The organism is Rhizobium sp. ERR 1071 (assembly GCF_007828675.1).
Taxonomy (GTDB): domain Bacteria; phylum Pseudomonadota; class Alphaproteobacteria; order Rhizobiales; family Rhizobiaceae; genus Rhizobium; species Rhizobium dioscoreae.
In genome coordinates, this window is the sequence record NZ_VITM01000001.1 from 270,279 (window position 1) to 295,683 (window position 25,405).

Annotated in this window: 30 protein-coding genes and 5 tRNA genes; 33 read left to right on the plus strand and 2 right to left on the minus strand. The window is 57.8% G+C overall.

Annotated elements, in window-relative coordinates; translation table 11 throughout:
* Positions 1-34 precede the first annotated feature (34 nt).
* Positions 35-631, minus strand: coding sequence for a DNA-3-methyladenine glycosylase (locus FBZ99_RS01305; protein WP_145631117.1), 597 nt, complete (start codon positions 629-631; stop codon positions 35-37).
* A gap of 413 nt (positions 632-1,044) precedes the next feature.
* Between FBZ99_RS01305 and FBZ99_RS01310 the strand changes: the two genes are divergently transcribed.
* Positions 1,045-1,134: transfer RNA gene (locus FBZ99_RS01310), tRNA-Ser, on the plus strand.
* A gap of 173 nt (positions 1,135-1,307) precedes the next feature.
* Complete coding sequence (locus tag FBZ99_RS01315) at positions 1,308-2,570, plus strand: tyrosine-type recombinase/integrase (protein WP_145631120.1); 1,263 nt, start codon at positions 1,308-1,310, stop codon at positions 2,568-2,570.
* Positions 2,571-2,683: 113 nt separating this feature from the next.
* Here FBZ99_RS01315 and FBZ99_RS01320 read toward each other — a convergent pair whose 3' ends face one another.
* Positions 2,684-3,175, minus strand: a complete 492-nt coding sequence (locus FBZ99_RS01320) for a helix-turn-helix domain-containing protein (RefSeq protein WP_145631122.1) — start codon at positions 3,173-3,175, stop codon at positions 2,684-2,686.
* 81 nt (positions 3,176-3,256) lie between these two features.
* Here FBZ99_RS01320 and FBZ99_RS01325 point away from each other — a divergent pair, with 81 nt between their 5' ends.
* From FBZ99_RS01325 to FBZ99_RS01470, 31 genes are all read left to right on the plus strand, one after another.
* Positions 3,257-3,460, plus strand: coding sequence for a helix-turn-helix transcriptional regulator (locus tag FBZ99_RS01325; protein WP_145631124.1), 204 nt, complete (start codon positions 3,257-3,259; stop codon positions 3,458-3,460).
* 202 nt (positions 3,461-3,662) lie between these two features.
* A complete protein-coding gene (locus tag FBZ99_RS01330; protein WP_186450269.1) occupies positions 3,663-4,760 on the plus strand; it encodes an AAA family ATPase in 1,098 nt (365 codons plus the stop codon).
* Between the two features lie 148 nt (positions 4,761-4,908).
* Complete coding sequence (locus FBZ99_RS01335) at positions 4,909-5,130, plus strand: hypothetical protein (protein ID WP_145631128.1); 222 nt, start codon at positions 4,909-4,911, stop codon at positions 5,128-5,130.
* On the plus strand, positions 5,127-6,071 hold the full coding sequence (locus tag FBZ99_RS01340; RefSeq protein WP_145631130.1) for a hypothetical protein: 945 nt from the start codon (positions 5,127-5,129) through the stop codon (positions 6,069-6,071). Before FBZ99_RS01335 ends, FBZ99_RS01340 begins: the two co-directional genes overlap by 4 nt.
* Positions 6,072-6,290: 219 nt before the next feature.
* Complete coding sequence (locus tag FBZ99_RS01345) at positions 6,291-6,614, plus strand: hypothetical protein (protein WP_145631132.1); 324 nt, start codon at positions 6,291-6,293, stop codon at positions 6,612-6,614.
* 6 nt (positions 6,615-6,620) lie between these two features.
* A tRNA-Pro gene (locus tag FBZ99_RS01350) sits at positions 6,621-6,697 on the plus strand.
* Positions 6,698-6,700: 3 nt separating this feature from the next.
* A tRNA-Thr gene (locus tag FBZ99_RS01355) sits at positions 6,701-6,774 on the plus strand.
* A gap of 4 nt (positions 6,775-6,778) precedes the next feature.
* Positions 6,779-6,855, plus strand: a tRNA-Met gene (locus FBZ99_RS01360).
* A gap of 5 nt (positions 6,856-6,860) precedes the next feature.
* Positions 6,861-6,935 (plus strand) — tRNA-Cys (locus FBZ99_RS01365).
* Positions 6,906-7,568 carry a hypothetical protein gene (locus FBZ99_RS01370; protein ID WP_145631134.1) on the plus strand — a complete coding sequence of 221 codons (663 nt, stop codon included), beginning with the start codon at positions 6,906-6,908 and terminating at the stop codon, positions 7,566-7,568. Before FBZ99_RS01365 ends, FBZ99_RS01370 begins: the two co-directional genes overlap by 30 nt.
* 152 nt (positions 7,569-7,720) lie before the next feature.
* The gene (locus tag FBZ99_RS32995; RefSeq protein WP_186450270.1) at positions 7,721-8,344 is read left to right on the plus strand and encodes a terminase small subunit; all 624 of its coding nucleotides are present in this window, start codon (positions 7,721-7,723) and stop codon (positions 8,342-8,344) included.
* Between the two features lie 16 nt (positions 8,345-8,360).
* A complete protein-coding gene (locus FBZ99_RS01375; RefSeq protein ID WP_333783685.1) occupies positions 8,361-10,115 on the plus strand; it encodes a phage terminase large subunit family protein in 1,755 nt (584 codons plus the stop codon).
* Positions 10,116-10,123: 8 nt separating this feature from the next.
* Complete coding sequence (locus FBZ99_RS01380) at positions 10,124-10,324, plus strand: phage head-tail joining protein (RefSeq protein WP_145631138.1); 201 nt, start codon at positions 10,124-10,126, stop codon at positions 10,322-10,324.
* A gap of 10 nt (positions 10,325-10,334) precedes the next feature.
* Positions 10,335-11,873 carry a phage portal protein gene (locus tag FBZ99_RS01385; RefSeq protein ID WP_145631140.1) on the plus strand — a complete coding sequence of 513 codons (1,539 nt, stop codon included), beginning with the start codon at positions 10,335-10,337 and terminating at the stop codon, positions 11,871-11,873.
* Positions 11,870-13,069 carry a head maturation protease, ClpP-related gene (locus FBZ99_RS01390; RefSeq protein WP_145631142.1) on the plus strand — a complete coding sequence of 400 codons (1,200 nt, stop codon included), beginning with the start codon at positions 11,870-11,872 and terminating at the stop codon, positions 13,067-13,069. Before FBZ99_RS01385 ends, FBZ99_RS01390 begins: the two co-directional genes overlap by 4 nt.
* 12 nt (positions 13,070-13,081) lie before the next feature.
* The gene (locus FBZ99_RS01395; RefSeq protein WP_145631144.1) at positions 13,082-13,453 is read left to right on the plus strand and encodes a head decoration protein; all 372 of its coding nucleotides are present in this window, start codon (positions 13,082-13,084) and stop codon (positions 13,451-13,453) included.
* Positions 13,454-13,469: 16 nt separating this feature from the next.
* Entirely contained in the window at positions 13,470-14,489 is a 1,020-nt protein-coding gene (locus tag FBZ99_RS01400; RefSeq protein ID WP_113216181.1) for a major capsid protein, read from the plus strand.
* 14 nt (positions 14,490-14,503) lie between these two features.
* On the plus strand, positions 14,504-14,824 hold the full coding sequence (locus FBZ99_RS01405) for a head-tail joining protein (protein ID WP_145631146.1): 321 nt from the start codon (positions 14,504-14,506) through the stop codon (positions 14,822-14,824).
* Entirely contained in the window at positions 14,821-15,378 is a 558-nt protein-coding gene (locus tag FBZ99_RS01410; protein ID WP_145631149.1) for a hypothetical protein, read from the plus strand. Before FBZ99_RS01405 ends, FBZ99_RS01410 begins: the two co-directional genes overlap by 4 nt.
* 220 nt (positions 15,379-15,598) lie before the next feature.
* Complete coding sequence (locus FBZ99_RS01420; protein ID WP_145631153.1) at positions 15,599-17,104, plus strand: phage tail sheath C-terminal domain-containing protein; 1,506 nt, start codon at positions 15,599-15,601, stop codon at positions 17,102-17,104.
* A gap of 13 nt (positions 17,105-17,117) precedes the next feature.
* Positions 17,118-17,480: a phage tail tube protein gene (locus FBZ99_RS01425; RefSeq protein ID WP_145631155.1), complete on the plus strand. Its 363-nt coding sequence runs from the start codon at positions 17,118-17,120 to the stop codon at positions 17,478-17,480.
* Positions 17,481-17,483: 3 nt separating this feature from the next.
* Positions 17,484-17,783: a phage tail assembly protein gene (locus FBZ99_RS01430; RefSeq protein WP_145631158.1), complete on the plus strand. Its 300-nt coding sequence runs from the start codon at positions 17,484-17,486 to the stop codon at positions 17,781-17,783.
* A gap of 17 nt (positions 17,784-17,800) precedes the next feature.
* A complete protein-coding gene (locus tag FBZ99_RS33745; protein ID WP_281408370.1) occupies positions 17,801-17,926 on the plus strand; it encodes a hypothetical protein in 126 nt (41 codons plus the stop codon).
* The gene (locus FBZ99_RS01435; RefSeq protein ID WP_145631160.1) at positions 17,919-20,219 is read left to right on the plus strand and encodes a phage tail tip lysozyme; all 2,301 of its coding nucleotides are present in this window, start codon (positions 17,919-17,921) and stop codon (positions 20,217-20,219) included. The genes FBZ99_RS33745 and FBZ99_RS01435 overlap by 8 nt, the downstream gene beginning before the upstream one ends.
* A gap of 24 nt (positions 20,220-20,243) precedes the next feature.
* The gene (locus tag FBZ99_RS01440; protein WP_145631162.1) at positions 20,244-20,723 is read left to right on the plus strand and encodes a DNA circularization N-terminal domain-containing protein; all 480 of its coding nucleotides are present in this window, start codon (positions 20,244-20,246) and stop codon (positions 20,721-20,723) included.
* Entirely contained in the window at positions 20,720-21,388 is a 669-nt protein-coding gene (locus FBZ99_RS01445; protein ID WP_145631164.1) for a hypothetical protein, read from the plus strand. The genes FBZ99_RS01440 and FBZ99_RS01445 overlap by 4 nt, the downstream gene beginning before the upstream one ends.
* 6 nt (positions 21,389-21,394) lie before the next feature.
* Positions 21,395-22,543, plus strand: a complete 1,149-nt coding sequence (locus FBZ99_RS01450) for a phage baseplate assembly protein (protein WP_145631166.1) — start codon at positions 21,395-21,397, stop codon at positions 22,541-22,543.
* 18 nt (positions 22,544-22,561) lie between these two features.
* Entirely contained in the window at positions 22,562-23,056 is a 495-nt protein-coding gene (locus FBZ99_RS01455) for a phage baseplate assembly protein domain-containing protein (protein WP_145631169.1), read from the plus strand.
* Positions 23,053-23,544, plus strand: coding sequence for a phage GP46 family protein (locus FBZ99_RS01460; protein WP_145631171.1), 492 nt, complete (start codon positions 23,053-23,055; stop codon positions 23,542-23,544). Before FBZ99_RS01455 ends, FBZ99_RS01460 begins: the two co-directional genes overlap by 4 nt.
* Entirely contained in the window at positions 23,541-24,626 is a 1,086-nt protein-coding gene (locus FBZ99_RS01465; protein WP_145631174.1) for a baseplate J/gp47 family protein, read from the plus strand. The genes FBZ99_RS01460 and FBZ99_RS01465 overlap by 4 nt, the downstream gene beginning before the upstream one ends.
* A complete protein-coding gene (locus FBZ99_RS01470) occupies positions 24,619-25,362 on the plus strand; it encodes a YmfQ family protein (protein WP_145631177.1) in 744 nt (247 codons plus the stop codon). Before FBZ99_RS01465 ends, FBZ99_RS01470 begins: the two co-directional genes overlap by 8 nt.
* The last annotated feature ends 43 nt before the right edge of the window (positions 25,363-25,405 follow it).

Here is a 25,405-nt window from a genome sequence, read left to right on the forward strand (position 1 = left end):
GCCGGGCACCACCCCGGCGGCCGTTTTTGTTCGATCATGGAAAACGGCGGCTGACAAAGCGTGAGCCGGCGGCACCGAAACGCCAAAGGGGATCGATGTTCTTCGTGATGCCGATGCGCTTGCCGGAAACGACCGGCACCGGTTCCGCAAGCGAAAGCGAAAACGGCGCCGCATCCAATGAACGGCCATTGAGATCGATATCGACGGCCAGGGCCTGCGAGAGCTTACCCGGCCCGTTGCAAAGCGAGACGATGTCGGCCAGCCCCCGCCGCTGGATCATGTGCGCGATGCCGTTTTCCGGCTCGAGCGCCCGGATGAGCACGGCGCTCCCCTTGGTGCAAACGAAATTCAGACACCAGTAAATGCCGTAGGAGCGGTAGACATAGACATGGCCGGCCGGTCCGAACATGGCCGCATTGCGCGACGTCGGCCCGTTATAGGCGTGAGATGCCGCATCATCCGGTCGATAGGCCTCCGTTTCGACGATTCGACCGCCCACCTCCGCAACAGTGAAGCGCATCCCGATCAGATCGGATGCGACCACGACGGCGTCCCGGCTGAAAAAAGCGGTGAGGGCAGGGCCGGCGAGGGGGGTGATACCAAGAGACAGGGAATGATCGTCAGAAGCCATGGAAGGAAACTATCCCGGATAGCCGAAGCCATCAACATGGCGGCGATCATCAAGTGCTTGGTCCGGCGTACTGATAATTGACAAAAGATAAGTATCACTTATTAATAGCTTGCTTCAGTCAGATTTGACCCCTGACCTGGCGAAGGTGGCCCGGCCATTTCAGCGGCCGGGCCACCTTATTTTTAGCGCGCTGACGATATGAAGTTCCCGCAGCGCCACCCGGCTCGATGAATATTCCTCAATCGCCGTTCCAGCCGACATCGAGAATGCGAAGGAGCTAGGCGGAACAAGTTGACGCGGCGACCAAAGCTGCTAAAAAGCCAGCCGTCGAGTGATTGGGCAGAAAACCGGTAGCCACACCCGGTTTCGAAAAATCAGCACTATGTGGATTTTTCAGGCCTTTTCAGTTGCTTGGAAGAGTGTCCGAGTGGTTTAAGGAACCGGTCTTGAAAACCGGCGTGCGGGAAACCGTACCGTGGGTTCGAATCCCACCTCTTCCGCCAACAGGCTTTCCCAAACTTGTCCATACATCACCAAGATCGCTTGATTTCCAAGCAATTTTGCGGCTTTCTTTTGCCGAGCCTTCCCATCCCTAACCGCCCATTTCCGAGAAAAAGCGGGTACTAAAGCGGGTATGCCGGACGGGGAAGGCGGGTATTTTGGTTTGGGGACCGCAATGCTGACAGATGTGCAAATTCGAAAAGCGAAGGCGCAGGAGAAGGATTATAAGCTGACTGATTCGGGAGGGCTTGTTCTCTTCGTCAGCAAAGCAGGCGGCAAGCTCTGGCGATATCGCTATAAAATTAACGGCAAAGAGAAGCTGCTATCGCTGGGACAATATCCCGAGATGTCCTTGGTCGATGCTCGCTCCGAGCGCGATCGGCAAAAGCAGTTGCTAAAAAGCGGCCGAGATCCAAGCGCCGTCAAAAAGATCGAAAAGATTTCCACTAAGAGCTCTCAGGCTGACACCTTCGAAGTTATGGCGAAGGAGTGGCATGAGCTGCAGAAGCCACAATGGGTGGAGCGCCACGCAAAGGACGTGCTCGACAGTCTTGAAGAGGACGTGTTTCCGTTCATCGGCGCACTCGCAATGAACGACATAACCCCGGCCAACGTCCTCTCGGTAATCCGCTTGATCGAGGCGAGGGATGCCAAAGAAACGGCGGCGCGCGTTCGTCAGAGAATATCGGCGGTGTTTGTTTACGCCATAAGCAGCGGCAAGGCTAACACTGACCCGGCAGCTATGATCCAGAAGGCATTGGCACCCCGCAGGCGCGGGAAGCAACCGGCTATCGTCAAGCTCGATGCCGCGCGAAAAATGCTGGAAGACGTCGAGAACACGCCGGCGCATCCCATCACCAAACTTGCTCATCGGCTCTTGGCGATCACGGCCGCCCGGCCGGGCACCCTCGCCACCACGCCATGGCATGAGTTCGACACTCTGCAGCACAATCGTCCTATCTGGGAAATCCCAGCCGCCCGGATGAAGCTGCGCAAAGAGTACAAGGATGATCCGGACCGCGATCACCTGATCCCGCTACCATGGCAGGCCGTCGAGCTCATCAACACCATCCGGTTGATCACCGGCAAGGGACCCTTCGTGTTTCCGAATGCCAGGCACGCGCACAAGCCGATGTCGGAAAACGCGATGGGTTACATGCTAAATCGGGCCGGATACCATTATCGTCACGTGCCGCACGGGTGGCGATCGACCTTCAGCACGGTGATGAATACGCTCTATCGCCAGGACCATGCTATCATTGAGTTGATGCTCGCGCATAGGCCGGAGAACAAGGTGAAGGCGGCCTACGATCGCGCCGAGCATCTGGAACGACGTATAGAACTTGCCCAGATATGGGCCGATCTCATCTTGAAGGATGCGCCGTCGCCTAAGGAACTGATTGGTCGGCCGCGGAAGGTTTTGGCGAAGGCGAAGTAAGTTACTTATTCGACGGCGCGCATGGCTGTTCGATGCATTGGTCAAGACGAACGACACCGATATCCGGATGATCGACAGCACAACCGCCAAGGCCCATCGCTCGGCGGCCGGCGTCAGATCAATTCTGCCAGAACAATGACGTGCACATCATCGCCAGGGCAGGGCCATGTATTGATGCTGCCATCGGAGCCACTGCGCACTAGTACCTTGTTGCCCGGTACGGGCGTCAGAGCCGGATTCACCCATAACGTTCGCCCATCGACACGAACGGCGTAACATCCATCGATTTGTGGTTTCGCCCAACCAAAAGGGAACTCATCGATGACTATGTGGGCTCCCGAACCGCGTCCGAGCAGCGGAGCACCCATTGCCGGAAGTTTGGTGTTGCCATCGCTCTCGCGAGCTTCTTCGAGCAGCGCGACAAGATCGCCTTGGCTGATATTCAGAAAGTCGCCGATGCGCAGATAGAATTGCTGGCGCGGAATACCGCCCTTCAGCCAGGTGTTGAAGGCTTGCTGCGACCAGCCGAACTCTCGAGCGACTTCGCGCTCGGATTGGCCGCGGCGCTTGAGCTCGGCATCGAGCATCTGAGAAAACCTGGACATTCTTGGCATACCCTTGATGACCATCTTGACAAATTTGTTATTTTGGTATATATCTTCGAGAAGAATGTCAACGGAGGTTTCATGGATATTACAAATGATAACGTTCCCGATCGGCTGCTGAACCTAGCCGCCGTCAAGCAAATTACCTCGCTGGGCACCTCGACGATATATCGTCGTATGGGAGCTGGCACCTTCCCGAAGCCGCTTCAATTGTCTGAAGCGTGCGTTCGCTGGCGAGAGTCTGAAATTGCAAATTGGATCAACAGTTTGCCCATAGCAGCGTGACATTAAGCGCAAATTTCGATGCCGCTTTCCTTGGCGGCGATCGCAAGCAAAGTCTCGCCGGCTTGAATGTTGGTCGCGCATTCATAACACGCCCCACGGTCCGCTTTTTGGACGTTCAGCTGGCCACTGCCCATAATACCTTATGCCCAAAAACAACATCGGCCAATTTTGTCCACCGGCCAGACGCCGGGAGAGGAGATATGTGATTAAGAACTTAGCGTCGATCGACTGGGATGAGTTCGATGATGGAAATGAAACATTCCGATCCATCTCCACTCATCTGACGGCACATGCTTCGCAGAGTGCACCGCGCCACAAGTACTGGAAGATTCCTGGCTGGATTGGCAGCGGCGATCTAACTGCAATCTTTGGTTCCAGCGAAGCTGGCAAGTCGGTGTTTTCCGTCGATCTTGCCTGCCGTCTCGCTGCGGGTTGGGATTTCGGAGATAGGAAAGACGGACCACAGCACAACGTTCTGTACATTGCGGCTGAGCGCGGCAATCAGGTCAAACGCCGCGTCGATGCCTTTGTGAAGCACCACGGCGGCGAACCTTTCAGTAACTTGCTGATTTACGACGGTCCCATCGATCTTTGCGAGGAGAACTTCCTACGCGCAGTGATACGGGCGGCTTCTTATCACTTCCCTGATGAGTACGGTGCGGAAGTCGTGATCGTCGACACACTCGCCGCGGCAATGAGCGCCTCTGACAGCAACCCTGACGCCATGCACCGGGCGGTAAACAGCCTCACGGACGCCGTTCGCCATGGCAACCCTGAAGGGCTGTGCTCGGTCGTGGTGGTGCACCACTCGCCTATTAGCGGCGAAGCGCGCATGCGCGGCGCCGGACAGCTGCAGGGCGCCGCTGACATGACTATCCACGTCACGCGCAAGCGTGACGTCTCGGTTGCAAAGGTAGCCAAAAACAACGAAAGCCCTGATCGACCTACGCGCACTTATCGAATGGAGACGGTCAGTCTCGGTCGAGATCATCAGGAAGATCCGGAAACCACGGCGCCGGTTCTGGTTGAAGAAGCCGCCGCGACAAGCGTTACAGGCGAGCGTGACATGTCACGCGTTCGAAGCTACGCGAAGGCGATGGAAACGCTGCAGCAGGCGATTGCAGCAAACGAGGGCAAGCCGGTGACGGAAGGTCAGTGGCGATCAGCGGTATATCAGGCCGCTGAAGGGATATCGGAAGCAGGAAAACGTAAGCGATTTGAGAGGGACAAGAGGACCTTAGGGTCCAGCGTCTCAGTCATCAATGGACTGTTTAGCGTGACAGAACGTGACGCTGCGTGACGTTTGTCACGGTAGAAAATCTTGTCACAACACGGGCGTCAACGTGACACACCGGCGTGACAATACCTACCCCTTTAGGGGTAGGATGTCTCGCGTTGTCACGGTGTCACGCCCCGCAGTGATGGCCCACTAGATCCTGGAGGTTGAAATGCTTCGATCACGACTCGAGAACATCGGGGGTCCATTCCCTGGTATCGGCGCCGCCCCGGAGATGAACCACGATTTCGTTCTGCCACGCGACAAGCGCGCGGCGTTCGAGAAACTCAATGATGCCGCGGCACGGCGGCCAACAGCGATCGATTTCGGCTCGCTGGTTCCGGCGAACGATAACAAGCCGCAGCAACAGGCAACAAAGAAGGTCTCTGGATGAAGGCAAAGTTCAAATCATTTGCTGAGGCGCTTTCCGCCGAACATGCTCCTATGGTCGCGGCCAACGACAATAAGCCGGCGAAGGAGCCTCAGCCGCGCTATCGCGGCACGCTTCCGGCGCTACGGTGGTTGTTTGACAATCATCCAGAGCTTGCGGCGGCGATGGCAGCAGCAATGCCGAAATCCGAAAGCAGCTGGGATACGGAGATCTCGGAAAACCGCCAAGAGATCCGCCCCACGATCGGCGAGCTCATGACCGCCTCAGCCGGCTCCAGCCTGGCTTTTCAGCGAGGCGAGAAGGGTTACGAGCGCATCACCTTAGGTTCGCTCAAGTTTCGCAACGGCGAACTTTTGGAGTGGGGAGAAACCAAAAAAGGACACAAGTTGCGCCCGGTCGATCGGGTGTCAACGGTGCGCTCTGACAAGGCTCCAGCGAGAGATAACGATCGCTATCTGAAAACAAAGCCGACAACGAGGTCACCATTGGAAGCCATGCCGCTGCCCCGAAATATATCAAGCCGTCCCGTTCTGCCACCGATGCTTGACCCGTTACCAGGCCGAACGGAAGCTCGACGACTGTTGCAAAGCTTTGGCGTGGACGGGAGCGTGCCCTTCGAACAGCTGTCATTTCCCGCAACCCGGTGCGACGACGCGATTGCCAAAGGAGCCGGTTTCATCGGTGGCGTTTCTAACCTGAAGGGGAATACGTCGGGAGGTGCCCAAGCTTGGGAAGCACCGGAGCCTAGGAAGGGCGAAGCAGCCGCGGTGATCGAAGAAGTTGCCGCTCGCGGTACACTGAAGTCAATTGGCCTAAAGCTTGGCTATTCTGACGACTATGCCGATCGCGCGGGGAAGGCGGCGCTTGTCGAGGCGGCGAGGGTGCTTTCAGCGGCTAACGACAACAAAGTTACAGACGATGTGCCTAAACGTGCCGCGAAGTGACGTATCATAGTGAAGAGATGGGCTGCCGCTTTGGGCGGCCCCTTCTGTTTGAGGCGTCACCGGTCCGCGGACGTTCACACTCGCGTTGATCGCTGGGTCGGCCTCATTCCAATCACCTGGCGCTTTCTCCTCGGCGACGGGCGATCCTGCGGCAGCTCCACCGTTCGGCGGTGTCGAGCTGCCGCTTTTGGTTTTTCAGCATTCCGCAAGGAACTCATCATGTCCAAATTCATCGCTTGGCTGAAAAGCCTATTCGCAAAAGGAAAATCCGAAATGGACGTTGTCGCACAGGTTGCCCCCGTCATTGCCCAGGCCGGCGCCGTTGTTGCGCCAGTCGTAGCCACCGTCGAAGCCGCCGCAACTCAGGTCGCCGGCGTTGTTGCTGCTGATGCATCCGCACTCGTCGACGACGTCAAAGACGAGGTCAAGGCAGTTGTCAGCGAGTTCGAAAGCGCTGCTGCCAAGATCAAGGCCGTCTATGACAAGCTCGGCATCGATCTCCATGCATGGGATGAAATCGTCGCGCTCGCAAAGGCGCTGTAACGTTTACTGGGTGTAGCGCAGACTGGTAGCGCACGTGATTTGGGATCACGGGGTCGCAGGTTCGAACCCTGCCACCTAGACCAATTGCCGACATGGCGTAACGGTAGCGTCACCGCATTGTAGGCGGTGGGTGCATGTTCAAATCATGCTGTCGGCTCCAATATTGCAGGGTAGAGCAGCTCGGTAGCTCGTCAGGCTCATAACCTGAAGGTCGTCAGTTCAAATCTGACCCCTGCAACCAATATTGAGGTAATGGCGGAATGGTTACGCAGCGGATTGCAAATCCGTTCAATGCTGGTTCGATTCCAGTTTACCTCTCCATCTCCTCTCATTCCTCGTGGTTGTGCTCTTATGGCGGATCTGGTCAAAATCGACACGTCTGCTTTTGAAAGAGCCGCCAGCCGACTTAGCGCCACGCCGAAACAGATGGCGTTCGGTATCAGCAAGGCGCTCAATCAGTCCGCCTTTGCAACTCGCGAAGTTCTGATCAACCAGACGTGGCCGCAGCATGTGACCATGCGAAATAAGAGCTTCATCAAATGGGCTCTTGGCGTCGAGACTTCCACGAAGACAGATCTCAGCATTGCCATAACCGACAAGCGTGCCAATGGACGCGGCAACATCTCGTTGCATGCCGATGGCGGCAACAAGTCGGTTGAGCGCGGCGCTGTTGCCGTGCCAGTCGCCGGGCAACGTATTGGCTCTCGTGGTGTCGTTGCCTCGCAGCGCCCACGCAATGTCAAAGGCGCCTTTCGCAAAGGCGATGCGGTCTATGCTCCTGTCGGCAAAGGCAAGCGACGACACCTCAAGCTTCTCTATGTGCTCAAGGCCAGCGTCAAAATCCCCAAGGCAGTTCCGATGCACGAGGATTTCAAACGCGTCATGACAGAGCAGATGCAGATGCGAACGCAGGCCGCGATGCTGGACGCCATCAAAGGCGCCATTCGGAAGTGAGGCGAGGAGGGCACACCTCCGAAAAATCGGCGGGTCCTTCCCGCCAAAACCACCCTCAGGTATCGCGCCATCGCAGAGCTTTTCTAGGTACAGACGAAAAAATGGAGGGGGGCCATCATGTTTCCGCTCCAGCGCAACGGAGCGTTGAGACGATGGCCACCATTGCGGAAGTTGCCGACCACATCGACGTGAACACGCGCACCGCCGCCGATCTCGTGGCCCGCGGCGTGATCACGAAGTCGACGCGCAGTTCCTACGATCTCAACGTGGCGCGTGTCGAATACATCCGCCACCTGCGAGAAGTTGCCGCCGGCCGCGAAGCCGCGCAGGCCGTTCCGCCCGGCAAGATCGACGGCGAGCAGGAGCGCGCACGCAAGGACAAGGAAGCAGCCGACAGGCTGGAACTTCAGAACGCCGTGACGCGCGGCGAACTCGCGCCGCTGGCTGAAATGGTTTCGGCCGTCACGTCGGCCTTTGCTCGTGTCAGGGCGAAGATTCTGACCATTCCATCAAAGGTCGCGCCACTGATCGTGGGGGAGACGTCAACGGTCGTTGTACGCGACGTGGTGAAGAATGAAGTCCACAACGCTCTTGAAGAACTCGCCGGCACCCGCCTCCGAGACTGGACATTCAGCCCACCGGGCGATTCAGGCGAATTGCTGGACGGTGCTGACACCACCGCCCAACCTGACAATCAGCGAGTGGGCCGACAAAGAAAGACGCCTCAGTCCAGAGGCGTCGGCCGAACCCGGAAGATGGGTAACGGCAAGAGCTGAGTATCAGCGCGGTATCATGGACGCCATGGCCGACCCCGAGGTGACCAAGGTCGTCATCTCCAAGGGTAGCCAGGTCGGATATACCGAGATTTTGAACAACACCATCGGCTACTATATCGATCAGGACCCTTCGACGGTCCTGATTATGCAGCCGACACTCGAGATGGCGCAGGCGTGGTCGAAGGACCGCTTGGCGCCGATGGTCCGAGACACGCCGGCCTTAACGGCCAAGGTGTCCGACAGCAAGGCGCGCGACAGCGGCAACACGATGCTGCACAAGTCGTTTCCAGGCGGCCAGGTCACCATCGTCGGTGCCAATTCGCCGGCAAGCCTTGCATCTCGACCTATTCGTATCGTGCTCGCCGACGAGGTAGATCGCTACCCGGTTTCGGCCGGCGACGAAGGTGACCCGCTGAAGCTGGCGCAGAAACGTCAGTTGACGTTCTGGAACCGGAAGACGCTCGTCGGCTCCACCCCTACAATCAAGGGGGAAAGCGTCATTGATCGCGAGTTTCAGAACAGCGATCAGCGGCGATATTTCATTCCTTGCCCGGAATGCGGTGAAGGCCAGTATCTCAAGTGGTCTCAGGTCCATTGGAACTCGCATGAGGGGCACAAGCCGGAAACGGCGCATTATGTCTGCGAGGAGTGCGGAGCGCTCTGGAACGATGCGCAGCGCTGGGCCGCCATCCGACAGGGTGAGTGGCGGGCGACAGCAGAATTCAAAGGCACTGCCGGCTTCCACATTCCAGGCTTGTTGTCACCGTGGGTGAAGCTGGAAGAGATCGTCACGGAATTTCTTGAGGCAAAGGATCATCCGGAGCTTCTAAAGGTCTGGACGAACACAGTTCTTGGCGAAACCTGGGAAGAGCGAGGCGAAACCGTCTCGGCAGGCCCGCTGCTTTCGCGCATCGAGACCTATGACAGGGATTCTCTGCCGGACGCCGTTCGTGTTGCTACTGCTGGCGTTGACGTTCAGGGCGACCGTCTTGAGGTTCAAACCGTTGTCTGGGGCGCCGGCGAAGAGGCCTGGGTTGCTGACTACATGGTGTTGCACGGTGATCCGTCGCAGCAAGACACATGGAAGCGCCTGGACGAGTATCTGCTGACGCCGTTGCATACGGAGGCCGGCCGCTCGCTCCGCATACATTCGGTTGCCATCGACACTGGCGGCCATCACGCGGCGATGGTTCTTGCCTTCTGCAAGAGCCGAAAGGCTCGGCGTGTCTGGCCTATCAAGGGTGCTCCGGGCGCAAAGCCGGTTTGGCCGACGCGCGCGTCGAAAACCAAGACCAACGAGAACCTGTTCATCGTCGGCGTGGATACGGCAAAGGATGCCATTTACGGCCGCCTGCGCATCCCAGCAGCAGCACCGGGCTATATCCATTTCCCGCAAGCCGATGCGGTCGATGCTGATTACTTCTTTCAGCTGACCGCGGAGCAGGCCGTTACGCGCTATCGCGATGGCCGACCGTACCGAGTTTGGGTTTGCGGAACCGGCAAGCGAAACGAGGCGCTCGACACGTTCGTCTATGCCTACGCCGCTCTGAAGTCGTTGCGCACCCGGCTTGATGTCGTGCGCCGGCCAAAAGCTGAGCAACAGCCGGTCGAGGAACCACTAGCACCGGCTAACGACAACGTCGCTGCCAGCTTGCCGGAAACACCGCCAGAGCCACAGCCGCGCCCGGCACCAGTTGCCGCGCCGGCCGTAGCGCAGGTGCCGCGGAGACGCGGCCCGGTTCGGCGCATTAGCCGGTCGAGCTATATCTAGGATTTTCGATGTCCACATACACACAGGCCCAATACACGGCGCTTTGCGCCGCGATTGCGGCTGGCGCGACGAGCGTCAGCTACCAGGGCAAGTCGGTGCAATATCGAGACTTGCAGCAGATGCTCGAGCTCAAGGCACTGATGGAAGCCGACCTGAACGGCACGAAGATCAAGCGCCAGTTCCGTCCGATCACATGCAAGCGACTTTGAGGGCGAAGCATTGGCATTTTCTCTTCTGAAGTCGTTCGGCTTTGGTCAAAAGACCAAAGCGGCCAAGGCATACTATACCGGCATGGGTTTCGAGGGCGCACAAATGCGCCGCCGGCTGTCGACGTGGCAGCCGACCCGCGCCAGCATGACGCAGCTTGTGTCAGCAGACGGCGAGCAGTTGCGGGCACGGTCCCGCGATCTTCTGCGGAACAATCCCTATGTGGCGTCCGCCGCGGAATCCTTCGTTGCCAATCTCGTTGGCGCCGGCATCAAGCCGTCACCGCTGCTCGACGATGCATCCATGAAGGATGAGCTGCAGCTGCTGTGGCGCGAGTGGACCGACCAGGCGGACTTTACCGGGCAGACGGATTTCTATGGTCTGCAGGCGCTTGTAGCCCGCGCACTGTTTGAGGCCGGTGAATGCTTCATTCGCTTTCGATCCGGCAGCAACAACATGCCTGGCGTGCCGCTACAACTGCAGCTGCTCGAAAGCGAGATGCTCGCGTACAACAAGAACCACATGGCCGACGATGGCAACCAGATCATCAACGGCATCGAGCTTGACGGCAACGATCGCCGGGTAGCCTATTGGTTCTATTCGGTTTATCCCGGAGACCCTTACTACCGCGTCCACCCGCTGACCTATGTCAGGGTGCCGGCCGACGAGGTCTTGCACATCTATCGACCGCTTCGACCTGGGCAGATGCGCGGCGTTCCGTGGATCACACCATCGATCGTGAAGCTGTTCCTCGTCGACCAGTACGACGACGCAGAGCTCGAGCGCAAAAAGCTTGCCGCGATGTATGCTGGCTTCGTCACGAGCGCGGCGCCGGACGCCATGTTCGACTATGATGACGATGACGACACCACGCCGAGCGCGGACAATGGGCCGTTTCCGGTCCTGGAGCCAGGCACGATCCAGAGCCTATTGCCAGGCGAGGACATCAAGTTCAGCGATCCGGCCGAAGCCGGCAACTCATACGAGCCGTTTCAGTATCGAAATCTTCTGGCAGCTTCGACGGGTATGGGCGTGCCCTATACGTCAACGACCGGTGACAACGCTAAGACGAACTACTCGTCGTCCCGGCAAGCTCTTGTCGAGTTCCGCAATCGACTGACGCAGCTTCAACATAGCTGCATGGTGTTTCAGATGTGTCGCCCGGTTTGGGCGAGGTGGCTGACGGACGCCGTGATCAGCGGCGAAATCGATATTCCGGACTTTCTGGCGAAGCGCCGGAAATACCTGAAGGTCAAATGGATTCCGCCGCGGTTCGATTGGATAGACCCACTGAAGGACGGCCAGGCAGAAAAGCTTCTTGTCGATAACGGTTTCAAGGCTCGCAGCGATGTGATCGAGGAGCTCGGTTACGATCCTGAGGAAACCGATCGCCGCATTGCAGCCGATCAGAAGCGCGTTCGCGATCTCGAGATCCTGCTGACCGATAGCCCGCTTGGACAGTCCTTGTCCAAGACGCCGCCGGCAGACGACAGCGATCCGGACGCGGCCGAATCCAGACAAGAACAACTCGAAGGGCAGGCTACCAGATGACCCGACACAAGAGGGTGATGGCCATGGCGCCGTCGCCCGCTGAGATCTGCCTGTTCAGCGGCATCGGCGCCGATGAGACCGGGGAGGGTATCACCGCCCAATGGTTCGACGCCGAATTCAAAGCTCTCGGCAATCCTGCCGAGGTGCTCGTCAGGATCAATTCGCCGGGCGGTGACGTGTTCACGGCCGAGGCGATTTTTACGATCCTGTCGATGTCCCAGGCGCAGATCACGGCGCGCATTGAAGGTCTGGCAGCAAGTGCTGCCACGCTCATTGCGATGGCTGCGGATCGCGTCGAGATCGCCAGCAACGGTTTCATGTTGATTCATGAGCCGTACAGCGCCGGCGCAGGCGGGACGGCGGATGAACTCAGGATTGCTTCGGAAGATCTGCAAAGGCTGACCGATCGCTACGTTGAGGCATACGCAAGGAAAACCGGGCAATCCGAGGAAGATGTTCTCGCTCTTATGAAAGAGAACCGCCTCTTGAGTGCCCAGGAAGCCGTTGAATTCGGCCTATGCGACGAGGTCATCGATCCCTCGCAGGCGTCGATCAACCTCAAACTCGTTCCACAACATTTACGCGCGGCAGTTGAAACTGCCATGCATAAAGGAATTGCTATGGCTGTAACGCCAAGAAAGAACAAGACCGAAGCGGCGATTGCCGCTCTGTCGGCAAAGCTTGATGCGCTCTCTGCCATCCTGGCGAAGGCCGAAGACGATGGTTACGCCGAAGACGGCGACGAAAACGACGACAAGCCGTCCGATGCCCGCCGCGCTCGCAAAGCACGCAAGGCCCGCGCGGACGACGACAACGATCTCAGCGCCGACGACGATGACGACGACATGAAGGCCGACGTCGACGATGACGACGACAAGCGCGCCGATGCCGACGAGGACGACGACAACAAGGAAGATGACGACGAGCCGACCGCCCGCAAGGCGCGAGCCAGCGCCAAGGGTCTGTCCTATGCTCGCCGCGTTGCCGATCTGTGTGCGCTCGCCGGGCGCGACGACCTGACTGCCGGCTTCCTCACCAAGGCCGTCCCGCTGGCAGATGTGCGCCGCCGCCTTCTCAAGGCGCGAGCAGAGAATGAAGGCCGCACGAGCAACGCTCGCGGTGCCGTCGTTCGAACCAAGGCCGAAGACGTCGCCAAGGGCTGGGATGCCGCCGTTGCAAAGCTCAGCAAGCGCTAAGGAATTTCAGACATGACCACTTTTACCCAGCAGCCATGGAGCCTTGAGTTCCTGGTTACCGAAGCGCCGGGCTATATCTCGCGCGACGTTATCGTGATCGCTTCCGGCGCCGGCGTTGTTCAGCCGGGCACCGTTGTCGGCAAGGTCACGGCCACCGGCAAGTACCTGCCTTCAGCCGCCACGGCAACTGACGGCTCGCAGATCGCGGCTGCCATCACCGGCTATCGCGTCGATGCGACAAGTGCCGACGAACCGGTGACCGCCTTCACCCGCACCTGCGAAGTGAACGGGAAGCACCTCACGCGCGATCCTTCGGTCAACACTCCGACGCTGATTGCCGCCCAGAACGCGGAACTCGCAGCCCTCGGCATTTCCGTTCGCTAAAGGAATACTTTATCTAATGGCAAGCATGGACATTTTTAACAGCGATGCGTTTCACACCGTATCGCTGACCACTGCGCTTGAAAAAATCCCTTACAAGCCGCAGTTCCTGAACGAGCTCAATATTTTCGAGCCCGTTCCGACCAACACCCGAAGCATCGCGATCGAAAAGCGCGACGGCTTCATGCAGCTGATCCCGACGTCGCAGATCGGTGCGCCGCCGACGCAGCTGCAGGATGACAAGCGCGATATCCGCAATTTCAGCACCCGGCGATGGGCGAAGTCCTTTACGCTCTATGCTGAGCAGCTGAACGGCATCCGTCAATTCGGTACGGAAACGGAGCTGATGCAGGTTCAGGCCGAAGCGGCCCGCCGTCTGTCGCGTCTCAAGGACGACTTCGACATCACGGCCGAATATGCACGCCTCGGTGCGCTGCAGGGCAAGTGGCTGGATTCGGACGGTAGCGTACTCATCGACTGGTTTGCCGAGTGGGGCATCTCGCCGAATACGCCCGTTGCCTTCGCCTTCTCCGATGCGACCATCAACGTGAACGACCTTTGTAAGAAGATCGCTCGCGGCATGGCGCGCGCATCGAAGGGCGGCTTCACCAAGAGCACGACGGTGCATGCGCTTGTCGGCGATGCGTTCTTTGACGCCCTGGTCAAGCATCCGTCAGTCGAGCTGACCTACAAGAACTGGCAGGCAGCAGAAGGTCTGCGCGCGACGCAGGCGAGCGTGTTCGATGCCTTCTATTTCGGCGGCATCTACTTCCACAACTACCGCGGCACCGACGACAAGTCGACGATCGCGGTTGGCGACAACGCTGCGATCTTCTTCCCGGTCGGTGTGCGTGACCTGTTCCAGGTTGCCTATGGCCCGGCGGAATTCGAACCGTGGATCAACACGTTCGGCCAGGAGCAGTACGCTCTGACGATTCCGGATCGTGACCGCAATGCCTGGACGAAGTTCGAGATCTACAGCTACCCGCTGTTCATCTGCACGCGTCCGGAAGTCCTGTACACGGGCACCGCAAGCTAAGCAGTCAGGCCGCCATGGATTTTGACAACCTTGTCTTGTCGCCATGCATGGCGGCTTTCGGCGTGACTGTTACAGTCACGCCTCTCAAATCCCAGCCGAGCGCTCAGCCATATGCCGCCACCGGTGTCTATGACCGGTCTGAGGCAATCGTAATGATGGCTGACGGCTCGGAGATGGCATCGACGAATGTGACGCTCGGAATTCGCCTGAGCGAATTCACGGTGCCGCCTCGCGAGGGTGACAAGATCGCTCTCAACGGCAAGACCTACAAAGTCGACGCATCATTCCCTGATGGGCAGGGCGGTGCGGAGCTGAGGTTGAAAGAGGTCCGATGACCAGCCATACAACGGCTATCAGAGAGGCGATCTACGACCGCCTGTCAACGCTGACTGGTTACACGACGATCCGCAAGCAAGGCACGCCGACGCTATCGGTCGATGATCTGCCGGCGCTTTCGATTTTCATTGCCGATGAGCGCCTCGATCCGGATGGCGATGCAAACACCGGGCCGCCGAAATTCGGTGTTACCGCGACAATCATTGTCGCCGTCTCGCGCGGCTTTGACGATCCGTCCGTGATTGACGGAATGATTGATTCTGACATCGACGCGATCGAAACGACGCTTTTGACCGACCCGACATTTGTTGGTTTTGGCACAGACGAGAGCTTTCGTTTTGAATCGATCAATGGCATGCGCCGCCGCCGTATCTACGAGAAGGACGGCGAGTCCTACTTTCTCGAGCTGCAGCTTGAGTTCCAGTTCTTCTACCGCTGGATTTATGATCCGGTCATTCCCGACAATTTCGCGACACTGAGCGTCACGGCGAAGCCGAACAATGACGATACGGCGGACACGTTCAACAGGACGTGGACTATCCCAGCGTCCTAACGAAGAAGATCACCAACCACATGAGCAAAACGGTTTTTGTCGTTCCCGCACAGCCGGGTGCGAAGCTGAGCCATCCTGTCTCCGGCAGCCTCCCCGATGGCGGCGCCGAATGGCTCGCAGACCAATTCACGTTCCGCCTGATCAGGGATGGAGCAATCGCAAAGAACGTGCCGGCGCCTAGCAAGACGTCGAGCAGCAGCGCGAAAACGGATAATTCTTAATGTCTGTTTCTTTCAATTCATTCCCTTCCTCCTGGAATGTCCCTCTGTTCTATGCAGAGGTCGATTCTTCGCAGGCCGGCACCGGTAGCACCACCACTCATCCGGCAATTTTCATCGGACAGAAGCTTGCCGCCGGCAATGCCGTGTCGAACAAGGTCTATGCCATCGGCTCGGTTGCCGTTGCGAAAAGACTCTTTGGTGAAGGCTCTATGCTTGAGCGCATGGTTTATCGCCTTTTCAAGGTCTATCCTGCGGCGCTTCTCTATTGCATGGCGGTTGATGATCCCACGGGCGGTGTTGCGGCATCGCAGACGACGACTGTCACTGGCACAGCAACGGAATCTGGCGTTATCTCGCTCTATGTTGCCGGCCAGCTTGTCAACGTCGGTGTGAAGGCTGGCGATGCTGCCGCTGCGATCGCAACGAATATCGCTGCGGCTGTCAATGCCATGACGACTCTTCCGTCGACCGCTGCGGCTGTATCCGGCGTTGTGACCTACACGTGCCAATGGAAGGGTGCCACCGGCAACGATATTGTCATCACTGACACCTATCTCGGTTCAAATGGCGGCCAGGCGCTCCCCGCCGGCATCACGCTTGTTCATACCGTTGCCACCAACGGCGCCGGCGTTCCGAATTTCGAAGATGCGATTATTGCCCTCGGCGAAACGCAATATGACTTCGTTGGTCTGCCTTATACCGATTCTGGCACGCTCGATCTGTTCGACATCGAATATGGCTTTGGCGACACTGGACGCTGGGGATGGATGCGAGAGCTTTACGGCGCCGTCTGGAGCGCTCGCCGCGACACCTATAGCAATCTGATGACGTGGGGTCCAACGGGCAATTCGGCCGTCGAAAGCGTTCTGGCCGTTGAGCCTGCCTCGCCGTCGCCGGTTTGGGATTGGACTGCGGCCTATACGTCTGCGGCTATCCGCGGCTTGGCAAACGATCCGGCACGTCCTCTGCAGACGCTCGAAATGACCGGTGTGCTGCCGGCGCCATCCGAGCAGCGATTTACCGTTGCCCAGATGAATAATCTGGTTTCGGTTGGCATTGCAATTCAGAAGGTCAATCCGAACGGCTATCCGGCGATCATACGCGAGGCCATGCGGTATCAGCAGAACAGCTACGGCCAGGCCGACAATGCTTATGCGCTTGCAACGACGCTTTACACTCTGGCGGAGATATTCCGCCGACTGAAGGGTGCAATCACGTCAAAGTACCCGCGCCATAAGCTGGCGAACGACGGCACTGTCTTTGCGTCCGGTCAAGCGATCATCACACCGAAGATCATCAAAGCCGAGCTCGTGTCGGAATATTCTGACATGGAGTACGACGGCCTGGTGGAAAACCTGGACGCATTCGCTTCCAATCTCGTGGTGGAACGCAACAGCACCAATCCGGATCGCGTCGACGTTCTCTATCCGCCGGACATCATCAATGGCCTGCGAATCTTCGCAGTGCTCGCGCAGTTCAGGCTGCAATATTCCAGCGCTTCCTAAAGGACTATAAAAGATGGCACTTAGAGCCGCAGGCACCGCCTACGTCAAAGTAGACGGCAAGCAATACCCGTTGCGCGGGAATATGGTGATCATGCCGTCCTCGGTAACGAGGACGGGCATCGCCGGCCAGGATTACGTGCACGGCTATTCCGAAATGCCAGTCGTTCCTTACATCGAGGGCGATTTCACCCTAACCGATGACTGGCGGGTTTCAGACGTCAAGGGGATCACTGCAGCAACCGTCACGGCCGAGATCGCCAACGGTCGCACCTACACGCTGAAAAACGCGTGGCAGGCTGGTGATCTTCCGATGGAAACGGTCGATGGCAAAGTGAAGATCCGCTTTGAAGGCGTTTCCTGCGTAGAAGGGACGTAATGAATGGCTGGTTGGGAAAACGGAAAACTCAAATTCCCCTTCGATTATGAGATCGAGGCGCACGGCGAGCAGGTAAAGGAATTCACGCTCCGAGAGCCGACCGGCGCAGATGTCATCGCAGTCGGGAATCCTGTTCAGTTCGACCCCATCAGCGATCCCCCGCGCGTCTTGATCGATGACGCGCGCATGGCATCAATGATCAGTCGCCTTGCAGGCGTGCCGCCATCTGCGGTGGCAAAGCTCAAGCCGAAGGATCTGATTAGCCTCGGGTGGCAACTGACGGGTTTTTTCATGCCGGTGTAGCCGACGATTCCGTCAACATGGCTATCGATCTGGCAATGACGTTCCACGTCAACCCGTTCGATTTTTTGGCTCGCCCGCACCATGAGTTGGCGGAATTGCACAGCTACACCTTGAAATATCTGGAGAGTACACGCGATGACTGAGCCCTTGATACTTCCGGCAAAGGTCATCGACGGCTTTTCCACGCCTCTGAAGAACCTCGTGAGCCGCCTGAAGGACGTCAAAGCTCCAGACGGCATGAAGCAGGTCGGTAAGCAGCTAGAAAGCTTGCGCAAAGAGGCCGATGCCCTGGGTAAAGCGGTCACGAATGGCTTTGGCGGCTTGACGTCTGGCCTTGGGCTGGGCGCCATTGGCGCCGGAGCATTCACCGCTGCCGGTGCTCTGGCAGCGGTCGGAACTGCCGTTCGCTCGTTCGCTGATAATGCCGTGCGCATGCGGAAGTTCTCGCATGAGACAGGCATTGCTGTCACCACGCTGCAGAAAATGCAGCAGGTTTCAGACGGCCTTGCGATCGATCCTGACTCCATTGCATCGGGATTGTCGTTCGCCGCGCGCAATGCCGATGACATGCGTCTTCGACAGGGGAACTACGGTGCCATCGCCGGCCTTCGCGGTGGTAAAAGCATCGCCGAGGATTTGGCGAATACAAAGTCGAATGATGAGGTGGTTCAGAAGGAGCTGAATTACCTCGCCATGCAGAAAAATGCGCAGCAGCGGCGCGCATTGTCTGGACTGTTTTTTGGTACTGAGGAGTTTGCCGAGTTCGGCGCGAACGGCATTGAGTCGCTCAAAAAGCGCATGGATTCCGCAGGCAAGAATACCTATGTGCCTTCAGAGGAGGATACGAAGAAGGCTGAGGCTTTCCAGGATGCTATTTCGCATCTGAGCGCCACATTCGAGAATTTGAAGAACTCGGTCGGCGGCGAACTCGCGCCTCAAATTATCGCGGCGGCCGACGCTTTTAAGGACTTCTCCGATGCGCATGTCGGCGACGTTAAGATTTTTTTCCATGATGTCGTTGACATTGTAAAGCAGATCGACTGGGCCGGAACCGCCAAGAATTTTCATGATCTGTTCGATGACATCAAAAGCATAGCAGATTGGGCTAGCGGGTTCAAAAACCCGTTCGGCGACACCGGTGAATCTAGCAACGGCATTGTGAAGGGCAGTCCAGCTGACAAGCTGCTCCAATGGTGGAATTCTGGTTATGAATCTGGTTCCGGCCAACCTGGATCGGGTAAATCTGGGTCTGATCAGGATGTTCCCTTCTGGGCGCCATTGCCTGGCTCCAAGAAATCCAGCGTCGATGGCTCCGGCGACGCGGTTCAGCCAAATCGAGGCATGGACCGAAAATCCGATCAGCCAATCCAAAGTATCGCCCCGAAGGTGGTTCGGCCAGATCAAGGTGTCGACCTAAAGCCGGATCAACCAATTCAAAGAGCGGAACCCAAGCCGGATCAGACGACTCGAGACCCTTCGCTAGTTCGTGAGCGCAATGGGCTTTATCATCCAGCGGCCTATCATCCAGGCATGCAAGCCGCCCTCATTGGGGCTTCTGCGGCTCGGAACAATGAGACGATCGCAACTCTTGCCAAGGGCGTCGAGCTCGGCATGATTGCCTTTACCCAGAGCTATCTGGGAAATAGTGCTAGCACTGGCAAGGGCGGAACAAACGGTGTCCAGAACGTTTCGTGGGGCGGCGGTGGAAGCTATGGAGGGGGTGGTAAGGCTGTTTTCGGCGGCGGCGGCAAAGGTGGAAGCCTTGATGTCAGCGGCGCAGGAATTGGGCCAATACCCACTGGAAGTAAGGCGCAGCGCGCAAAAGACATCGTCGATAGCCTCAAGGCGGCCGGCATGCCTCATGAGAACGCCGTTGTATGGGCTGGCGCCACGATGGGCGCGGAATCTGGGTACGGTAGCGCTCAGCGCGGCGACTTCATCGGCGGCCGAGCGACTGCATTTGGATCTGTGCAATGGCATATGCCGCGGGTGAAGGACATCTTCAAAGGCACCGGCATTGATGTAAGAAGCGCCGGCATGGCAGACCAGACCAAGGCCATGATCTGGGAAATGAAGAAAATGGGCATCTGGGATAGGGTCGTAAAGGCCAAAAATCCTCAGGAAGTCCTTCGTGTTGCCATTAAAGAATATGAGCGCCCACTAGATCAAGGCCCACGTCAGTTCAACAACCGTGCCGCGATTGCGAACGCGCTTCGCAAAGCCTTGGAAAGTCAGCGGGAGCCTGAACGCAAATCTGCATCGAAAGCAGCAGTGAAAGCTGGTCTGCAGGGCGCCGCGGCGCCGAGTTCGCCACCGCAAAACGGCAAAGTCGATATTCACGTCCACAGCAAGGATCACCCGGTCACCGTCAAGCGCAGTGACAGTGATCTATTTCAGGATCTGAAGATCGACCGCGGCAAGTCTGTTTCGATGTGAGATCCAGCCACGTAAGGAAACAATATGGCTTCTCCACTCTGGAAGCAGTTGCTGCTTCCGGCGTCGTTCCGTGGCGCTCCGTTCCATGTGGAGGGAGGCTCCAAGGCCGGTGGGCGTCGCGCTGTAACGCATGAATATGCCAAGCGCGATGACCCATACACCGAAGACATGGGGCGTCGCGCGCGGAAGTTTTCAATCTCGGCTTATGTCATTGGTGATGATTATTTCATCTTCCGTGACTTGCTCAGCGAAGCCCTGGATACCGAGGGCGGCGGCACGCTCATTCATCCGACCATGGGTACGATGAATGTTGTTTGTGAGGGATATAGCGTTTCGGAAAGCCGCGAAGAGGGCGGCATGGCCCGCTTCGAAATCCTGTTGGTCGAGGCTGGAAAAAGCCCTTATACGCCAGCAGCCGCAGATACCCAATCAGCCACCTCTAACGCGGCCGACAGCGCTGGAAATGCCGCAGCGACTGCCGCAGATAGTGCGATAGTAGCGTGACGCGAACCGAATTAAACGAAGCCGTTTCGATATTGCAGGCCACGGCGGCCAACCTGTCGTCACTGGCATCCGGCACAACGGAAGAAGGCGCGGCTCTCGATAGGGCGTGCACAACGCTGAGTATGGATGCGAAGTCGCTGCTACAGGCCGGATCGATCGGCTCGACGGCGCTTGCTTGCTTTACAGCCGCAACGGCAGCCGGTGTCACGGCAGATCAGTTCTACGGAATCCGATCGACCATATCGGCCCTCACGCCGAGCTATGCTGCTGGCATTACCATGCGCCAGATGCTGCTCAGGATGTGCATTGCGGAAGAGAGTAGGGCGGTCTCGAATGCCGTCCTGACCAGCCGAAGCGAGGCTGAGGCAATCCTTGCCCGCATGGTCGATGACCTTGAGGCAATCGAAGACTACGCCGCCGACAATCTCGAATCCGCCGTCTACCAGGCTTTTCTCGCGCTGCACGGCGCCGTTGCCTATGACCTTTCGCAGCGTGCCAGCCAGCTTCCGAAACTGGCCACCTATACATTCGGCAAGCGCCGCACGGCGCTGACCCTGGCGAACGTCTTGTACGGCGACGCCGCCCGCGCCGACGAAATCATCAATGAAAACAGCCCAGTCCATCCGGCATTCATGCCGGCCAGCATCAGGGCTCTCACGGAGTAATCCGTTTTGCCCAAAATCGAAGAGACGTGCGAAGTCACGATCAATGGGAAGATTTTCCGTGATTGGGACTCAGTGACGGCGACCGCCAGCAGCAACCCAGTCGTGCGCATGGTTACCATCAGCGTGACCGAAAACGTTGGCGCCAACGGGGCTGTCGGGCAGTCGCTGCAGATCAAGCCCGGCGACGCCGCAACGGTTAAGCTCGCTGGTCAGCTATTCGCCTCCGGTCACATTCATGAGCGACAGGTTGCCTATGACGCCAACAACCATTCAGTGCGACTGACATTTGCATCGCAGGTACAGAGGGCGGTCAGGCAATCCATCCCTCTCAAGGACGGCGAGTTCAAGAACTACAGCTTCCAGGCGATCGCGAACAAGGTACTGGCACCCGTTGACGTAGTCTTGAAGGCGATCAAACCACCGGCAGGATGGGACAAGCCGTTTAGGCAAGTTAATATCGAGCCGGATGAAACGCCTTTCACGCTCTTGTCCCGGTTGTCGAAATATAGGGGCATTTGGCTTCGCGACGACAAAAATGGGAATCTGGTTGCACAGGGTGCCGCTGATAAAGAGCCGGCTGCTGAATTCGTGGAGGGGCGTAATATTCTTGCCGCCAGCTGTTTGGCTCACAACCCACCAGATACAACCGTAGAGGTTGTGGGACAACAGCGCGGTAGCGACAACAGCACGCCTGCACAGAACCGCGGCGCTTACTATGGCAAGGCTGATGCCAAGGGCCCGAATTTCACCACATACAAGCGCATGAGGGCCGACATTCCGGCGGACAACGACGACCTGAAGCAGGCTGCCGGCTATAGCCAGCTGCTCTCCTTAAGCCAGCAGGTCACCGTCCGCATTGTCTATCAAGGATGGCTATTGTCCTCAGGGAGCCTGCCAGAGGTATTCGACTTCATATCTATCGATTCTCCGATGCTGATGCTGAAGACTTCCGATTTGCAGATCGCCGAGGTGACTTTCACGCAAGACCAAGGCGGGACGCGCACAACGCTTATTGCTCAAAAGTGGCTTACGGCGCCTGGCAGCGTGGAAAATTCCAAGCCAGAGCAGACCGACGCGCAAAAGGCAACCTCGACGCCAATTACCCCGACGCCGCCCACGACAGATGGTCCAAAGGGACAGGAAGTCATATTTTAGCGCACACGCGAGAATTTCATGACAATTGCACGCGGAAGCATCAAATCCACCAAGGACGGTGGAAAGTTGCGCACGCTCGACATCGTGGGTCTACAAGAGGAAAGCCTTTCAGATGTCGAGCATTTCGAAAGTTATGGCCTCACTGCAGTGCCGGCGGCAAGCGGTAGCGACGGCAGCGCGGAGGCCATCATTGGCTTTGTCGGCGGCAGCAGGTCGCACCCAGTCGTTTTGGCTTTTGGCGATCGCCGCACGCGACCCAAAGGCCGCCCGGCCGGGGATGTGACTCTCTACCACTTCAATGGTTCCGAAGTTCACCTTTCTGCCTCTGGCATCAACATAAACACCGCCGGAAACCCACTCACGATAACAGCCGGGGGTGTCACCATGACGATCTCCCCAGCCGGCGTGGCGATCCAGGGCGGCACCGTTACCCATGACGGCAAAAACATCGGCGTCGATCACGTTCATACCGGTGTCACATCTGGCGGAAGCAATACGGGGGCGCCGGCGTGAGCAATATTCGACTTGCCACCGGCCAGGGGGCGGAAGCCATTTCTCTCGATTGGCTAACCACTGATCAAAACACGCTCGACAGCACTCACGATCTTGTTTCAGCTGTTCTCATGGCCATTGGCACAGATCGCCGCGCCAATGCCGATGACGAGTTGCCAGTTGATGGCGACACGGACTTGAGAGGGTGGTGGGGAGATACCGACGCCGAAGAGATATGGGCTGGGTGGCCAGTTGGTAGCCGCCTGTGGTTGCTGGCTCGTGCGAAGATCACCGACGAAAATTACAAGTACGGCGCAACGGTAGCTCGCGCTAAGACATATCTCACAGAGTGCTTGCAGCCGTTTCTCGATCGAAAAATAGCAACGAAATTGGAAGTAGATGTACAGCGCTACGACGATACAAGCATCGCTGCTTCGATCGTGCTGTATAGGGGCAATAAATCCCTAGTCTCTTTGCAATTCCAAGATTTATGGGATGACATATCTTGACTTGGTCTACCCCTGATCTGGCGACCCTGCGAAAGCGCGGTCGCGACCAGATGATTTCGGCAACTCAGCTCGGCTCGATCATCCCGAATAGTCCGCTCCGTATCATGACGGACGGCAATAGCGCCATGGCGCACCTGACGCTGCAGTATCTCGACTGGCTTTCAAAACAGCTCTTGCCGGACACAGCAGAAAAAGAATGGCTCGATCGGCATGCGGCTATCTGGCTGAAGAACGGCCGGAAGCAGGCAACATATTCCAGTGGCACGGCAACTTTTACCGGCACGGCCGGAACAACGATTGCCGCCGGAACGGAACTCAGCAATGGTGCAACGACGTTTCAAACGACTGCCGACATTACGCTCGGCGCTGGCACCACGGCAGGGAATATTGAGGCCCAGACAGCCGGCACCAACGGAAATCTCGATGCGGGCACGTCATTGTCGATCACGACAGCCCTTTCCGGTGTCGACGGCACAGCAACTGTGGTTTCGCTGACCGGGGGCACAGACGCGGAAAGCAACAGTTCCCTCAGAAATCGCATTCTGGATAGAATTCAGAAGCCGCCGCAGGGCGGCGATGCTGACGACTATGTGGCCTGGACGCTCGAGGTGCCCGGCGTCACACGTGCATGGTGCTCGCCGCTCGAGATGGGCGATGGCACGATCACCGTGCGATTCATGATGGATGATCTGCGCTCGTCGAATAACGGTTTGCCGACCTCAGACGACATCGCAACGGTAAAAGCATATCTCGATACGGTGCGGCCAGTTACCACGAAGGATCTCTTCGTCCTGGCGCCGACGCTCTATCCCATCAATTTCACCATCACGAACCTGGAGCAGGATAGCACCTCCACCCGCGCAGCAATCGCGAATGCAGTCACGGTCATGCTGGCTGACAGAGCGAAGCCGGCCTGCTCGCTAAATGGCGTTTCGCAGCCGGCGCAGACAATCTATGCGGCCTGGGTGTCAGACGCGATTCTTGGTGCGTCGGAGGTGGACAGCTTCACGTTGACCATGACCGACCAGGCCATGCCGAACAACGGGTGCATGGCGGTACTGGGAACGATAACCTATGCCTGATGTAATCGCAGCGGACACCCACGTCAGGCGCACACAGTCCGACTATCAGCAGGCAATGGCGGATAATCTGCCAACGGGTCCGGCATGGCCACGTGAACCTGATGCCATGCTGATGAAAGTCTTGAGCGGTCTTGCCAGCAATTGGGCCTATGTCGACGGAAGGGCCGCTGATCTTTTGGAGATCGAAAGCGACCCGCGCACGACCACTGAAATGCTCGACTCGTGGGAAACGGCGTGGGGGCTTCCAGATCCATGCGTCGCTGAAGCCATAACACTGTCTGACAGAAGAAACGCCCTCGTTCAGAAAATGACGGCGGCCGGCGGACAGTCGATACCGTATTTTACCCAAGTGGCCCAAAGCTTGGGATACACGGTCACAATTCAAGAATACTCCCCTTACATGACCGGGGTCAGCCGGTGCGGCGACACGCGCACTGGTGAGATATATAGCGATTACCGCTGGATGCTCGGGCCGACAGATATTCGGTATCAGTGGACCGTAAACATCACGATCAATCGAGAATCGTGGTTCCGAACTGGTCTTGGCGGCGGCGAGGTCGGCGTTGATCACATGTTGACCATAGCGCTTTCCACGGACCTGGAGTGTGTCATTCGGCGCTGGAAACCAGCGCAGACCGAAGTCACGTTCAATTATTCCCTTATTTCGATTCTCACCGACAGCAACGGCACGATCCTCACAGACAGCGACGGAAACTATCTCGTCGGAACCATGTAGGGCCGCCGCATCTCGCAGGAAAGGCCGGCTCATCTGAATGCGC

Coding starts and splice junctions, on each gene's coding strand:
- FBZ99_RS33745 (WP_281408370.1), top strand. CDS start 17,801: ATGGCTATCGATCTGGCAATGACGTTCCACGTCAACCCGTTCGATTTT.
- FBZ99_RS01455 (WP_145631169.1), top strand. CDS start 22,562: ATGACAATTGCACGCGGAAGCATCAAATCCACCAAGGACGGTGGAAAG.
- FBZ99_RS01390 (WP_145631142.1), top strand. CDS start 11,870: ATGACCCGACACAAGAGGGTGATGGCCATGGCGCCGTCGCCCGCTGAG.
- FBZ99_RS32995 (WP_186450270.1), top strand. CDS start 7,721: ATGGCCACCATTGCGGAAGTTGCCGACCACATCGACGTGAACACGCGC.
- FBZ99_RS01435 (WP_145631160.1), top strand. CDS start 17,919: ATGACTGAGCCCTTGATACTTCCGGCAAAGGTCATCGACGGCTTTTCC.
- FBZ99_RS01440 (WP_145631162.1), top strand. CDS start 20,244: ATGGCTTCTCCACTCTGGAAGCAGTTGCTGCTTCCGGCGTCGTTCCGT.
- FBZ99_RS01340 (WP_145631130.1), top strand. CDS start 5,127: ATGAAGGCAAAGTTCAAATCATTTGCTGAGGCGCTTTCCGCCGAACAT.
- FBZ99_RS01410 (WP_145631149.1), top strand. CDS start 14,821: ATGACCAGCCATACAACGGCTATCAGAGAGGCGATCTACGACCGCCTG.
- FBZ99_RS01425 (WP_145631155.1), top strand. CDS start 17,118: ATGGCACTTAGAGCCGCAGGCACCGCCTACGTCAAAGTAGACGGCAAG.
- FBZ99_RS01380 (WP_145631138.1), top strand. CDS start 10,124: ATGTCCACATACACACAGGCCCAATACACGGCGCTTTGCGCCGCGATT.
- FBZ99_RS01395 (WP_145631144.1), top strand. CDS start 13,082: ATGACCACTTTTACCCAGCAGCCATGGAGCCTTGAGTTCCTGGTTACC.
- FBZ99_RS01420 (WP_145631153.1), top strand. CDS start 15,599: ATGTCTGTTTCTTTCAATTCATTCCCTTCCTCCTGGAATGTCCCTCTG.
- FBZ99_RS01325 (WP_145631124.1), top strand. CDS start 3,257: ATGGATATTACAAATGATAACGTTCCCGATCGGCTGCTGAACCTAGCC.
- FBZ99_RS01430 (WP_145631158.1), top strand. CDS start 17,484: ATGGCTGGTTGGGAAAACGGAAAACTCAAATTCCCCTTCGATTATGAG.
- FBZ99_RS01400 (WP_113216181.1), top strand. CDS start 13,470: ATGGCAAGCATGGACATTTTTAACAGCGATGCGTTTCACACCGTATCG.
- FBZ99_RS01470 (WP_145631177.1), top strand. CDS start 24,619: ATGCCTGATGTAATCGCAGCGGACACCCACGTCAGGCGCACACAGTCC.
- FBZ99_RS01405 (WP_145631146.1), top strand. CDS start 14,504: ATGGATTTTGACAACCTTGTCTTGTCGCCATGCATGGCGGCTTTCGGC.
- FBZ99_RS01315 (WP_145631120.1), top strand. CDS start 1,308: ATGCTGACAGATGTGCAAATTCGAAAAGCGAAGGCGCAGGAGAAGGAT.
- FBZ99_RS01320 (WP_145631122.1), bottom strand. CDS start 3,175: ATGTCCAGGTTTTCTCAGATGCTCGATGCCGAGCTCAAGCGCCGCGGC.
- FBZ99_RS01335 (WP_145631128.1), top strand. CDS start 4,909: ATGCTTCGATCACGACTCGAGAACATCGGGGGTCCATTCCCTGGTATC.
- FBZ99_RS01345 (WP_145631132.1), top strand. CDS start 6,291: ATGTCCAAATTCATCGCTTGGCTGAAAAGCCTATTCGCAAAAGGAAAA.
- FBZ99_RS01305 (WP_145631117.1), bottom strand. CDS start 631: ATGGCTTCTGACGATCATTCCCTGTCTCTTGGTATCACCCCCCTCGCC.
- FBZ99_RS01370 (WP_145631134.1), top strand. CDS start 6,906: ATGCTGGTTCGATTCCAGTTTACCTCTCCATCTCCTCTCATTCCTCGT.
- FBZ99_RS01375 (WP_333783685.1), top strand. CDS start 8,361: ATGGACGCCATGGCCGACCCCGAGGTGACCAAGGTCGTCATCTCCAAG.